This window comes from Neobacillus niacini, assembly GCF_046591715.1.
In the GTDB taxonomy this organism is placed as follows: Bacteria; Bacillota; Bacilli; order Bacillales; family Cytobacillaceae; genus Neobacillus; species Neobacillus niacini_L.
In genome coordinates, this window is the sequence record NZ_JAWVNQ010000002.1 from 175,072 (window position 1) to 188,577 (window position 13,506).

8 protein-coding genes and 1 riboswitch are annotated in these 13,506 nt (G+C 41.4%); of the genes, 6 read left to right on the forward strand and 2 right to left on the reverse strand.

The annotated features are described in order from the left end of the window. Positions 1-68: 68 nt before the first annotated feature. A complete protein-coding gene (locus SFC47_RS08215) occupies positions 69-5,825 on the forward strand; it encodes a DUF4350 domain-containing protein (protein WP_411253788.1) in 5,757 nt (1,918 codons plus the stop codon). 102 nt (positions 5,826-5,927) lie between these two features. On the opposite strand, the gene SFC47_RS08220 is transcribed toward SFC47_RS08215, so the two are convergent. Beyond that, positions 5,928-8,294, reverse strand: coding sequence for a penicillin acylase family protein (locus SFC47_RS08220; RefSeq protein ID WP_411253789.1), 2,367 nt, complete (start codon positions 8,292-8,294; stop codon positions 5,928-5,930). Positions 8,295-8,569: 275 nt separating this feature from the next. Next, positions 8,570-8,668, forward strand: a riboswitch (TPP riboswitch). Between the two features lie 90 nt (positions 8,669-8,758). Here SFC47_RS08220 and SFC47_RS08225 point away from each other — a divergent pair. From SFC47_RS08225 to SFC47_RS08240, 4 genes are read left to right on the forward strand one after another with little or no spacing between them, the layout of a single operon-like run. Then, the gene (locus SFC47_RS08225; RefSeq protein ID WP_411254090.1) at positions 8,759-9,361 is read left to right on the forward strand and encodes a YkoF family thiamine/hydroxymethylpyrimidine-binding protein; all 603 of its coding nucleotides are present in this window, start codon (positions 8,759-8,761) and stop codon (positions 9,359-9,361) included. Next, on the forward strand, positions 9,362-9,943 hold the full coding sequence (locus tag SFC47_RS08230) for an ECF transporter S component (RefSeq protein ID WP_411253790.1): 582 nt from the start codon (positions 9,362-9,364) through the stop codon (positions 9,941-9,943). Beyond that, positions 9,930-11,549: an ABC transporter ATP-binding protein gene (locus SFC47_RS08235; protein ID WP_411253791.1), complete on the forward strand. Its 1,620-nt coding sequence runs from the start codon at positions 9,930-9,932 to the stop codon at positions 11,547-11,549. The genes SFC47_RS08230 and SFC47_RS08235 overlap by 14 nt, the downstream gene beginning before the upstream one ends. Beyond that, entirely contained in the window at positions 11,536-12,315 is a 780-nt protein-coding gene (locus tag SFC47_RS08240; RefSeq protein WP_411253792.1) for an energy-coupling factor transporter transmembrane component T family protein, read from the forward strand. The genes SFC47_RS08235 and SFC47_RS08240 overlap by 14 nt, the downstream gene beginning before the upstream one ends. A 26-nt stretch (positions 12,316-12,341) precedes the next feature. On the opposite strand, the gene SFC47_RS08245 is transcribed toward SFC47_RS08240, so the two are convergent. Continuing rightward, on the reverse strand, positions 12,342-13,076 hold the full coding sequence (locus SFC47_RS08245; protein WP_411253793.1) for a C39 family peptidase: 735 nt from the start codon (positions 13,074-13,076) through the stop codon (positions 12,342-12,344). A gap of 213 nt (positions 13,077-13,289) precedes the next feature. On the opposite strand from SFC47_RS08245, the gene SFC47_RS08250 reads away from it, so the two are divergent. Next, positions 13,290-13,499 (forward strand): hypothetical protein, encoded by a 210-nt coding sequence (locus tag SFC47_RS08250; RefSeq protein ID WP_411253794.1) that lies wholly within the window; start codon positions 13,290-13,292, stop codon positions 13,497-13,499. Positions 13,500-13,506: the final 7 nt, after the last annotated feature.

A 13,506-nucleotide genomic window follows, 5' to 3' on the forward strand; every position in this document is an offset into this window, starting at 1 on the left:
ATATATTTGAAAGAAAGGGGACTTTTTTTCTAGATAAAAGAATCTATATGTAAAAGGGTGGTACAGAGATGAATCGGAGCAATTCAAAAAAGTATAAACGCTTTACAAGTAGTTTTATGGCGTCTCTTCTATTAGTCAGTACCTTTTTACCTAGCGGCTTAGTAGGGAAAGCCAATGCAGAAATGGCGCAGCATGTTGTTATCAGCCAGGTTTATGGCGGCGGTGGTAACAGTGGCGCACCGCTCAATAAGGACTTTATTGAGCTATACAATCCAACCAACCAAGAAATCTCACTAGATGGCTGGAAGGTTGAGTACGCTTCTGCAGCTGGTACAAGCTGGTCAGGCACACCTTTATCAGGTGAAATTCCAGCATATGGATTTTATTTAATTACACAAGCCGGCGGTTCTAACGGAGAAGCCTTACCAGCTCCTGATGCAACAGGTTCGACTTCCATGTCTGCTAGTGCAGGTAAGGTTAAATTAGTAAATAATGAATCAGTAGAAGTCGATTATGTAGGTTTTGGAACAGCAAGCGCATACGAGGGATCAGGTCCAACTCCAGCACCTTCGACGACAAAGAGTGTGCAGCGGAGACCATATGCCAACACTGAACCTGCTCCAGGTAAAGGAAATGCTTGGGATTCCAATGACAACAAAACAGACTTTGTTGCTGTAACCCCAGTGCCTAAGAACACTGCAAGCACTCCTGAAGAACCAATGGTTCCAGAAATTAGTTTACAGCCAAAAGGCTACCATATTCAATTTTTACAAGAAGGTACTTCCCTTAAAGTAACAGGGGGTCCTGAAGCAGTTGAAGGAAATTCAACGATTAATGTGTATGAAACGGCAGCGAAGGGAACTCCTCTTTCAACAGTGTCAGCAGCAGAAGACGGTTCCTTTGATCTCAGCTTTACATCTGAAAAATCACTGACAGCAGTCTATATTTCTGCTAAACAGACAGAGCTTGATGAAAGTGCTGCGATACAAATAAATAAAGCTGCTCCAAGCAGCAATGTTATTTTTGATAAGTTAAGCTATATGGTTACCGCGGGTAAAGGAACCTTAATCGGCGGTGCGGGTGCAGCGGCTAAGGAAGCCATCATCAATGTTTATGCTGATGAAGCTGCAACTCAAAAATTAACTGCAGCTGAAGTAAAAGCAGGTACTTCAGGAGATTTCAACATTACGATTAACAATGCTCCTGATACTGTTTATGTTACACAGAAGACAACAAGCGATAAAGGAACAATGTTAGAAAGCATTCCTGTCGGGATTGAAAAAGCTGTGTTGGATGTAGTCACATCTTTAAACGAAGTAAAAGCAACAGATTCTAAAGGGATTTTGTTAAATCTCAATAACTTTTATACCGTTGAAGGAGTCGTAACCGTTCAAAATGGTGTATTAGGAACGCAGAAAAACAACTTCTACATCCAAGATGCAACGGGCGGAATCAACGTATTTGGATACTATGACTCTGGTTTGAAAATTGAGCGCGGCGACAAGCTTAAGGTAACTGGTAAGGTCATTGTTTATAATGGTTTAACCGAGTTCGAACCAACAGCGATTGTAAAAATCAGTGAAGGTAATCCAATTCCAGCTGTTCAGGATATTACAATTCTAGATTTAAATACTTTTACAGCAGCTGAACCTCTTGAAGGAAGTCTTGTAAAAGTAAGCGGTAAAGTATCAGCTGTTGCAGCAACTGGCGCCAATTACAATGTAACTTTGGTAGATGAAAATAATAAATCCACTACCATCAGGGTAATGGAAGGTACAGAAATTAAACCAGATAGTGATCTTGTTGTTGGAAACAACTACTCCATTACAGGTATTGTTGGTCAATACACAACAAATGCATCTCATTTGAATGGATATCAGGTATTCCCGCGTGATGTACAAGATATTGCGGCGATGTTGAACATCAGCCACACTCCATTAACAGAAGCATATGAAGATACAAATATTGAATTCGTTGCAAATGCAAGCGGTGCAGAATCTGTAACAGTGTACTACCGCGCAACAATGGAGAATTCAGAATATAATACGCTGCCAATGATTTCTACAACAGAAGGACGTTATACAGCAACGCTTAATGCACAAGACGTGCCTGCAAACGGCTTCGCGTATTATATTGAAGCAAAATCAGGAGAGAAGACTGAAGTCTCTGGTACAAGTGCTGAGCCTCATCAAGTAATATTGATTGAAGATAAAGTTGGCCCAGAATTCTTAAGTGAAACTCCTGCGGACGGTTCAAGAACGGAAAGCCCGCGTCCGGAAATTTCTGTTGTTATGGAAGATCCAAGTGAAGTAAACGAAACAACAGTAGAAGTTTATTTTGATGGTGAGCCTGTCAGCAATGCAGTTATCAGCAAAAAACAGGTCAAATTTACACCAGCTGAAGATTTAACAAATGATAGTCATACAGTTAAAGTGATCGCTTATGACTTAAAAGGGAACATGGGCGAAAAAGAATGGACATTTGTATCTGTCCCTCGTTTCGATGGAGGTAACCATTACCGCGGGACAACCCATAATCATACGAATATTTCACATGATGGTGCGGGAACTCCAAGAAATGCTGTAGAAGCAGGAAAAAGATACGGTTATGATTGGTTCGCTTTCTCTGACCACTCTCATGATATTGATGGAGAATTGCTAGGTACTGATACCGTTGAGAATGGCACTACACCAGAGCGTTCAGGTGGAGCGGATTGGCAGCTGACCAAGAATTTAGCAGCTGAATATACGAATGATGAATTTGTTGTTTTCCCTGCGTTTGAAATGACTTCAACGACATGGGGACATTCAAACATCTTTGGAACAGAAAACTTTATCGACCGTAATATTAACGGCAAGCAATACCAAGATCTAAATCAATATTATGCATGGGTCATGACGTATGACGATATCGTAGGACAGTTCAACCACCCAGATATGTCAAATAACGCATTTAACAGCTTTAAACCATATAACAAAGAAGCAGATAAACTGTTCACTATGCTTGAGGTTGGTAACGGGTCAGGACATTATGCCTATGCGAATGCAGAGAAGAAATTCTTCTCCGTTCTAGACCTTGGCTGGCATGTTGCTCCAACCTATGGTGAGGACAACCATGAAGGTACTTGGGGACAAACAAGAGCTCGTACGGTAATCGTATCCGACGATCTTACTCAAGAATCACTTCTGCATTCTATGCGTAATATGCGTGTGTACATGGTTGAAGATCCTAACTTTACGTTAGATGTGTTCGCTAATGGATATTATATGGGATCAACGGTAGACAGCAAGGAGCTTAAGTTCCAAATCTCGGGAAGCGACTTAACAGCAGAATCCCGCACGATGAGTGAATTCAGCTACTTACCTGCGGACTATAAATCAGATGACAGAATCAAAAAAGTAGAATTGATCTCAAACGGCGGAGTGGTTGTGGATTCCATCTCCCCAATGGAAAAAGACTTCACTTGGGAGCCGGCGTTTACGGTAACTGGCGGCCAGCAATGGTTCGTGGTAAAAGTAACGCAAATGGATGGCGAACAAATGTATTCTGCTCCAATCTGGTCAAAAGAAGAAGCAGTGGATGTGAAAGTAAACGGAATCGACGTAGTCGGTGAAGTAATTTTTGAAGGAAATCCAGCTTCTATTAAAGCAAATGTAAGCAATAACGGAACACAGGATGTTAAAGACGTGAAGGTAGATCTTTACTACGATGTGGTTAATGATGCAAACCTTATTGGCACACAAACCCTTTCATCTATTGTTTCTAAGGGTGTTGGTACAGCAGCGTTTACATGGAACAATACAACAAAGGGAGACCATAAATTGATTGCGGTTGTTTCTTCAGATTATGGCAAAACTGAATTTTCCCTTGATGTAAATGTGAAAGAACCATTAGGCATTAAAGTGATGATTGATGCCAAACACAACAATGAAAATACAAGCTCAGATGGCGGAACGTATAAGGATAATTTAAAGGCCTTTACCCTTCTTTTACAAAAAGAAGGATATACCGTTGTTGAAAACAAAGAAACCATTACGGATGAAGTTTTAAGCAGCGTGAAGGTATTGATGATTACACACAATAGAGTTGCGTTTTCAACAGAGGAACGCGCAGCGATCGCCAAGTTTGTAAAAAATGGCGGTTCAGTCTTGTTTGCTGGTAAGAGCAATAACAGTACGGATCCTACCATCAATAACTCCTTGTTAGAAGAAATTGGTTCAGGTATTCGAATGGGCAATGACGGGGTATTTGATGATAGTAAAGAAGGTAACTTCTGGAGTGATCCAAAGGTAAGCCCATTTGCTGTCCGTGTATTCCCAGGCTTAGTTTCGAATTATATTACCGACCGCGTATCATTCTTAGATTACTATAGCGGCGTAAGTTTATCAGGTGCTAATAACCAGCCGTTAACGAACGGCGGCAAGGTTACCATTTTAGCAAAAGGAAATGAAACCACTTATCAAGGTAATATTAAAGGTGGATTCACGTATGACGCCGTTTCCGATTCCACAGGCGGTTCAGCGATTCCATTAATTGCATCAGAAGAAATCGGTGCAAATGGCCGTATCATTGTGTCTGGTATGAACATTTTCAATGATAAGCAAATGGATGAATCATACGAGCCAAAAGGAAATGATGAGTTCTCGTTAAATGCGGTTAATTGGCTGGCAGGGCGCGAAACGAAAGTGACAAACATCGGTGATGCCCGTAAGCTTGCAGAAGATTCTCAAACAGTGATTGAAGGTACAGTCACAACCGGTGCCGGAGTATTCTTCGACGCATTCTATGTCCAAGATGAAACTGGCGGAATCATGGCCTTCCAAGAGGTGCCGGCTGGAAGCATTAAACCAGGGGATAAGGTTCGGATTTACGGACACATTATTACTTTTGATAATAACAAAGAAATTGAGTTTACTAGCTTTGACAAAGATGTGATAAAAATTGGTTCCGGTGAACCTTTAGCGCCAAAAGAAGTAACGACTGGTGAAGCAACATCTGAAGCGAACCAAGGTCTTCTTGTTAAGGTAAAAGGTAAGGTAACCCAAATTTTTGACGATAATTCATATGTCATCAATGATGGGAAATCTGAGACAAACAACGACGTGTTAGTATTTACTGACGGTTACATTGTGAACCAAAGTGGTCCGGTGCCGGTTCTTAAAGTGGGAGATACTTTAGAAGCAGTAGGTTTATCAGGTTCATTTGCAGAAGGTACGCGTATCCGTGTTCGAGACACGAAAGAGTTGATTGGTACGGATACTAGTATTCCTGAAATGCCGGTTGTAAATGCTGTAAACGATAATGACACCTTGATTAGTGGTACAGCAGAGGCAGGTTCCACTGTAATTGCCGAGGTTAATGGTGAAGAGATTGGCAGAGCAGTAAGCGAGGCAGATGGCCATTTCAACATTGAAATTGTAAAGCAGAAAGCAGGAGTAGAAGTTCATATTACTGCTACAGACTCTGCGGGTAATGAAAGTACAGAAACGAAAGTGAAAGTTACCGATGAAGTAGTGACAAATGTGAATGTTGACTATGAAGTAGTCGGAACCCATGCATTTAAGAATACGTATCATTTCACTGCGGCATCAGAGGGGAGCAGGTATGCAGTCTACCGTTTCATACTCAAGGATGAAAAGGGAGGTATTACTCTATTGCAGGATTATGGGGTAAACAATACAGTGACATGGACGCCTAAAAAGCCTGGAACGTATAAAGTTATTGTTCTAGCTAAAGATCAATTTAACAATGGTTCCACAGCAAGCTATTTCGAGGTTCAAAAAGAAAAGACCTTTACAGTAGATCCTAGTAAAGGGAATAAATAATAAGGTTAAAGGTGGAAAGAGTAGAGATTTACTCTTTCCACCTTTTTTTGGTATTTTTTGAATTTTAAGAGCCCCCTGCAAAAAAATGAAGGGGGCTATAAATCATTTTTTATTCGGTTTTAAAATGTCTAAAATCATCGGTTTATATTCCCAATTGGCATATAAAAGTCGTTGGTCGTCAAAATGCGGTGAAAACGGATTGCCGCTTTGACCTGGAGGCAGGATGTTCATACTTTTCGTATTGCTTTTTGAAAACTCAACAATTTGGTTATAGGTTCCTCGGTTCATATTTAGGATCGGTTCAACCTTACCTGCACCTAGTGGTGAGAAGTTTATTCTTGAAATGGGTGTCTGCCAATCCTCTAAGCTTCTGCCTTTGTTCAATTCTGTAGGATTTTTTACTGCGAATTCCAGACTATCCAAAACAATTTGGTTAAGGTTAAGTTCACCAAGAAAACTGTAGGTGCTCTGGAGTTCTTCTTCATCAGCATTGAGAACATGATAAAGTAAATCGTTAGAGTCCACGTCAATTCCCATTATTTCTGCGAAAATGCTCCCTTTTACTTTATTGAACCAGCTGCGGAAAATTGTAAGACCAGGGTCGTCGTAATATTGATCATTATTATCATCCCACTGGTACATATCCCACTTAGTAACAAGTTCGGCAGCTTGCTTAATGTCTGCAGGAAGGGCTTCGCTTCTGTTTATTTTTGATAAAAGTAAGTCTTTAAAGAAATAGGCATTTAACTCAATATGTCCAGCCTTTTTGTTAATCTCCTCCATATCGGACCAGGAGACCTTTTTAAGAGAATTAAGCTGATCCAAAATAAAGCCGGAGCGGTGCGTTGGTCCAAAAAACTGCTCTGTATATTCCCAATCTGGGCTTGGTTTATTGTTCCAGTTCGCAACAATACCTTGCGATGGGTTAATCGCATGAGGCAATGCCTCAAATGGTACGATTCCCTTCCAATCCTGTGAACCATCTCCGACCATTGGCAAGCGGTTGTCTGTCCCGGCTGCTCTTATTGCGTTTTGCCCGGTAATCCAGTAGCCAATGTTACCCTGTTTGTCAGAGTATAAGAAGTTATGGGAGGTAGGGATTTTTTTGGCTGCATTCTCAAACTGCTTAATGTTGCTTGCTCTGTTAAAATCATAGAAGCCAATCATCGCTTCGATTTCCCTGTCCCAGTGGGAGCGTTTCTGTGTATATGCCGTTTTGCTGTCTTTAAAAATGACAGGACCATGGACACTGCGGTAAACTACTTGTTCTAATGGAGCTTGGCCAGCTCTTTTAATTACCTCTATCCTAGTCTCAAAATCAACCCATTTTCCTTTGTACTTATATTGGTTTGGATTGTTAGGGTTTACTTCTAGTACAAAGGTGTCAATCTGATCTCCATATCCTGTAGTGGTTGTCCAAGCAAAATCATTACCGCGGCCAATAAGTGGAATGGGTCCAGCACCGGCAAAGGCCATTCCAACAGAGTTATAGCCTGCGCCATGAATTCCAACTTCATGGGCAATTTGCGGAGCAGTAAAGCCCATTTGTGGTCCGCCGAGCAAGAGAGTTCCACCGGATGTACTGCGTGAAGGACTGACAACCCAGGCGTTACTGCCGCCTTTATGTGGGAAACCGTAGGCCATTTCAATGTCTAGCTTCATTTGCTGTTCTTTTTTAAGTTGTTTCGCAACTAACTCACTGTTCGGGAATGTTGATGAACCTAGTTTACCTGCTTTCTTTACCGCCTTATCACTATCGGTATAAAGTGAAACAGGAGCAGTAGGATCGTTTTTCCAAGCCACCGTTTCAAAGGCTTTCAATCCTTCCTCTAGACCGAATTTCTGTTGCAGCAGCGTTAATTGGGTATAAAGGTCCAGTTCAGCCCCGCCACTTTCTCCAAATCTTCGCACCATTAACTGCTGAACCTTTAATGAATCCACAATGGTCCATTTTGCAGGCTTTTGCCCCCGGAATTCTGGCGGCAGAGCAGCAGCGGCCGTGTTTTCTATGTAATAGTTGATTCCATCGATATAACCCTGCAATCCACGCTTTACATAATTAGGAAGACGCTCAAATTGTGCAAGAGCTTCCTCATCCGTGTACCCGTCACGGCGTACCACTTGGTCTTGTGCGATATTAGCGGCTCCTCCAAATACCTCTGCCATCCTTCCACTGGCGACGATCCGCGAAAGTTCAGCCTGCCAGAGCCTGTCCTCAGCTGTTGCATATCCAGCTCCGAAAAATAAGGCAGAGTCTGTTTCAGAATAAATGTGGGGAACACCGTAGGACTCTCGGACAATCTTAATTTCTTGTCCTTGGTGATTTAATAGTTTAGTAGATTCAATCTGAACCACATGAGATGCTGGCAGCGGAGGCTTTGCTTTTGCCATTCCTGGGGCAGGTACAGCTAGTAAACTAGCAGCAATGAAGGTGGTGGATAAAACGGACAAAAAACGTTTCCTTCTCAAAAAAATCCCTCCTATCATATAAATACATGTTCACTATAACGCATGTTTAAAGTGAAAATTGTAGCTTTATGGAAAGGGTTTCAATGCAATTAATGCGGGGTTTCGACAGATATATTCCATCAGCTTTAGACACTGTCCGCCTGAGGTGGACACTGTCCACGAGCGGTGCCTGTCACCATAGCCAACGGCTATGGTGACAGGCACCGAAAAACAACACCCTTTACAGATTGGAAATTTTATCTTAAGATTAAGCCAACAATTAAAATTGCATATGGATTTTGCACTAGGGGAGCTTTTGTGGCTGAGAGGACGTTGTCCGACCCTTATGACCCGATCTAGATAATACTAGCGTGGGGAAGTGCAGGAGAAGATTATCGTTTAGTTTACGTTTACGTTGATATGATTCGACTGCATTCCCATGGGATGCAGTTTTTTTGTTGCCAAAAAATCAATGGGGGTATTGTATTATGACTAATTTTTGTGGAACAAGTGAAATCACAGGGGCGCGTTTTTCGATTTATCCGATGTCCGATAGATTTGTAGATATTATTCTATCAGCATTAGAACAGGTGGATACAAGTAAAGTTTGGATGGAAACTGACGATGTCAGTACATGTGTCAGGGGCCGCTCTGAGCATGTGTTTGACGTCGTAAAAGCGATTTTCCTAGAGTCGTCGAAAAACGGCGACCATGTTGTGCTTCAGGCAACTTTTTCGAATGGCTGTCCTGGAGATTCCGCTGGTGATGTGTATCTTTCCGAAAACGCTGATCGCTTAAATGAAGAAAAATCACTGCAAATCAAACAAGATGTTGCAGTCCAATTTGCGCTATATCCAATGGGAATTCCTACATATATGAATGTGATTATGGATCAGTGTAAACTTGCTCAAGACCAGGGAACTTTCACAAAAGGCGTTCACTATGCCTCAAGACTTGATGGTGATGCGAATAAGGTGTTCAAAACGCTTGAGGACGCATTTCAAGGTGCTCACGATAGCGATTCAACCCATATTGTGATGACAGTAGCGATGTCAGCTAACAGCCCATCAAAAAAGGGGGGAAAATAAATGCTTGCGAAATGGAAGCTCCGTGAAGTCATTGTTTTATCGGTACTTGCTGTTGTTTTTGCAGTCGTCTATCTGTTGTTTGTCCAACTCGGTAATGTTCTTTTCGGCTTTTTCGGCTTAATTGGCTATGATATTATTTTTGGAATTTGGTTTATCGTCTCGATTATTGCTGCTTATATTATCCGCAAGCCAGGAGCAGCTTTTCTATCGGAAACCGTAGCAGCCACGGTTGAAGTATTGCTTGGAAACGCCGTTGGACCGCAGTTAATCCTTTCAGGCATAATTCAAGGTTTAGGTGCGGAGGCAGCTTTTGCTGCCACAAAGTGGAAAAATTATTCAACCTGGGTATTAATGGCTGCAGGTATGGGTTCGTCAGTATTTAGCTTTGCTTGGGGCTTTTATGTTTCTGGATATGCTGCCCTTTCGCCGGGGTATGTAACTGCAATGTTCTTTGTTCGGTTAGTAAGTGGAGCATTACTGGCAGGGTTACTTGGCAAATATTTAAGTGAAGGACTCGCAAAAACAGGGGCCTTAAACAGTTTTCCATTAGGAAAGGAACATAAGCGCAATGTTACCGTTTAAACATCAGATTAATGCGGAAGGATTGGGATTCAGCTACGAAGATAGTGATATTTTTACCGACTTAACGTTTTCGATTATCAAAAATCAATCTGTCCTGTTACTAGGTCCCAGCGGTTCTGGAAAAAGTACGCTTGCGTACTGCCTCAACAAGTTATATCCAGAAGCAGTGGAAGGAGAATTGAAAGGGACCCTTACTTTTGAGGGTCAAAACCTGGATGATTTTAAACCTGGTGAGCTCAATCAAAAAATCGGGATCGTTTTTCAAGATCCCGAAAGTCAATTCTGCATGCTGACCGTTGAGGAAGAGGTTGCGTTTGGACTGGAGAATTTCCATATACCGCGGGCCCAAATGGAAGCTAAGATTGATAATGCACTAGAGATGGTAGGCTTGCAAGCTGAAAGAAAGACGACCATCCATACCCTATCTGGTGGACAAAAGCAGAAGCTTGCGCTTGCTTGTGTCTTGGCTCTTCAGCCAGAAGTGATCATCCTCGATGAGCCGACTGCAAATCTTGATCCGCTGTCTAGCGCAGAACTAGTGGAGACGATTACTGCTTTAAAAAAAGAACATCACTTTACGCTGATTGTTATTGAACATAAGCTTGATGATTGGATCGAGTTGATTAATCGCTGTCTTGTCCTTGATTCTGACGGGGGAATCCTTTTTGATGGAACCCCTGAACAATGTTTTGGAGAATTTGCTCCTTACATACAAAAGGAAGGCATTTGGCTGCCAAAAGTAGTGGAAGCAGGAATTAAGGCGAAGAGTGCTGGCCTGTTTAAAGGGGAGAGACTTCCATTACGTCATCATGAATTATTGTCAGGGCTTTTGAATTCACCTGATTTCTTTAAAAAAGAAATCAAAACCATTACCAAAAGGGATCCCATTCTCGAAGTCAATGGACTTTCTGCGCGTGGTTACTTGAAAAATATAAATCTACGTATTCATCAAGGAGAACTAACAGCACTTGTTGGCGCAAATGGTTCAGGGAAGACAACTCTCTCAAAAAGTTTAGCGGGATTAATTCCTGTAACGCAAGGTGAAATTCATTTTAAAGGCCTTTCACTTTCTAAGTGGAAGGAGAAGGATTTATATCAGGCATTAGGTTATGTTTTTCAAAATCCTGAACACCAATTTATCGCAGATAGTGTTTATGAGGAAATTGCCTTTGGTCTAGAAGACAAATCAATCGTTCTTGCAATTCTTGAGAAATTAGGATTGGAAAAACATGCAAATTCTCATCCTTTTACACTTAGTCAAGGCCAGAAACGGCGGTTGAGTGTTGCAACCATGCTGGTTCATGAACAGGACCTGCTGATCCTTGATGAACCGACATTTGGTCAGGATGCAAACACAGCCTATGAAATTATGAGAGTCCTTGATGAAAAAAATGGCGCCGTATTTATGATTACCCATGATATGGAACTTGTTGACCAATACGCGGATACTGTTCATGTGTTAAATAAAGGAGAGTTGATTTTCTCCGGGCCGCCAGAGAGCTTGTGGGAAAACCATGAAGTGGTAGATACGGCAAGGTTAAAGCTGCCTTTTAGAAAACAGCTGGAAGTTGAAAGCGTAAGGAGAGAGATTCATGTTGCTACATGAGGTAAATCCGAGTATAAAAGCATTCGCTATTGTCATTTCCATCTTGATCTTATCGATATTTTTCGATCCCATTACACCGCTATTAACCATACTATGGTCTGTGACGTTGACCATTCTATTCGGGCGGGTTTCTTTTAAAAAATGGCTGTTGTTACTCGCACCGTTTTTATTTATCGCTTTGATATATGTCTGGACTACCATGCTGTTTCCACGGCTAGAAGACGGGGATAACGTCCAATGGCAATGGGGGTTTTTGACGCTGACAGCTGAAGGATTTCGTAGAGGTGTTTCACTCGGCCTCCGGGTATTAAGCTTTGCCACGTTATCGATTATGTTTACGTTAACGACAAAGCCAACCGATTTTCTCCTCAGTTTAATGCAGCAATGCAAAATGCCGCCAAAGCTCGCCTATGGAATCATGGCCGGATATCGTTTCCTGCCGTTAATCAAGGAAGAGTTTCAAACTTTGCAAAATGTGCATCGAGTGCGGGGTGTAGCACGGGCACGAACCATCCCTGAAAAAGTACAGCAGCTGAAACGATACGTTATACCACTTCTTGCAGGAGCGATTCGCAAAGCAGAGAGAACTGCACTGGCAATGGAATCAAAAGGCTTTACTGGAGAAAAAAATCGGATATTTTACCGTGAAATTACTGTGTCCCGAATTGACTGGCTGTTTTTCATTCTCATGATTAGCGCCGTCATTCTCAGCGCATTTATCTCTTGGAAACTAGGATACTTACAATTTTATAATCGTGAACTATAAAAGGGGTGTCAAAACGACACCCCTTTTTAATATAGAACAACGGCTTGTTTCCCCATTTGTTCCCAAGCCTGGATAAAGCTTTTCCGGTCTACTTTTTGATTTTTCGTACCATACGGATTGTTAATATAAATATTCGTAGAATCATAACCAGTTATCACGACACTGTGCATGTTATAAGTAATATCTATATTTCCTTCTGGTGTCTGCCATGTTTCAAATTCAGAAACAGGTGCAAAGGTCGAAGTTGTGATCACCCAAACGGGATTTCCGTTTGCTACTTCTTCTATTAATTGGTCAAATGACGAACTGGTTAAGTCGGCAGCATTCAGATACTTCTCGGCTAATTCAAAAATAGGTTCATGGTAAACGCCTAAACCTGGTCCATCCTCCATATTACCCACAAATCCCGTGTTGGGATTCCCATTTTCTCCATTACTATATTGCAATGGAACTCTAGTAATCTCCTGAGCTAGTTGATTTTTTGTAACGGAAATTCCTTTATAATTGAGAATCATCGCTAGACTGGTCACTTCACAACCATTATAGAGCTGAGGCGAATCCATTTGATTAAGCAGGGGTACGTCTAGCAGCATTTCTTCTGGAATTTTTTGATCCTCTGAAACAGTGGTTTGTTCTGATAGAAGCTTTTCTTCTGCCACGCCTGTAATAACCTCATCTTCCGAAGTCTTATTTTTGGAAAAAAAGAAAAATCCTGTTATTACTAAAACCCCAACTAAGATAAGGTTTATTATTTTTATCATACATATACCTCCTGTATTTCTTTCTAGAAGAGAGGATAGGCACTATTCTAAATCAAGAATAAGGGATAAGTATGAATAAATTATGAATGGAATAGGACCATTCTATTAAGCAAATAAGCAAATGTTAAAAAAATATGACATGTTGAATTTTTAAGGAAAGTTTAAGGAACGGAATCCATAATACTTATCAACATGAAACAAGGAGGAATAAAAATGGAGAAAACCAAACAAAGTCTAATCAATATTTTACTCATTTTGAATTTGGCAATAAGTACGTGCGCAGCGATTGGAGTAGGGTATGTAGCTTACAGACAAAGTACGACCCCCGATTTTTCAGAAATGGGACGAAGAGGCAGCGGTGAGATGGCCCCGGGTAATAATCAATTCCAACCGGGTCAAGATCAATCTGGCCAAACTCAATAATAGAGAG

What these genes read in the sequence shown, in the direction of transcription:
- SFC47_RS08215 (WP_411253788.1), top strand. Translation starts at nt 69, where the DNA reads ATGAATCGGAGCAATTCAAAAAAGTATAAACGCTTTACAAGTAGTTTT.
- SFC47_RS08230 (WP_411253790.1), top strand. Translation starts at nt 9,362, where the DNA reads ATGCTTGCGAAATGGAAGCTCCGTGAAGTCATTGTTTTATCGGTACTT.
- SFC47_RS08235 (WP_411253791.1), top strand. Translation starts at nt 9,930, where the DNA reads ATGTTACCGTTTAAACATCAGATTAATGCGGAAGGATTGGGATTCAGC.
- SFC47_RS08240 (WP_411253792.1), top strand. Translation starts at nt 11,536, where the DNA reads ATGTTGCTACATGAGGTAAATCCGAGTATAAAAGCATTCGCTATTGTC.
- SFC47_RS08245 (WP_411253793.1), bottom strand. Translation starts at nt 13,076, where the DNA reads ATGATAAAAATAATAAACCTTATCTTAGTTGGGGTTTTAGTAATAACA.
- SFC47_RS08250 (WP_411253794.1), top strand. Translation starts at nt 13,290, where the DNA reads ATGGAGAAAACCAAACAAAGTCTAATCAATATTTTACTCATTTTGAAT.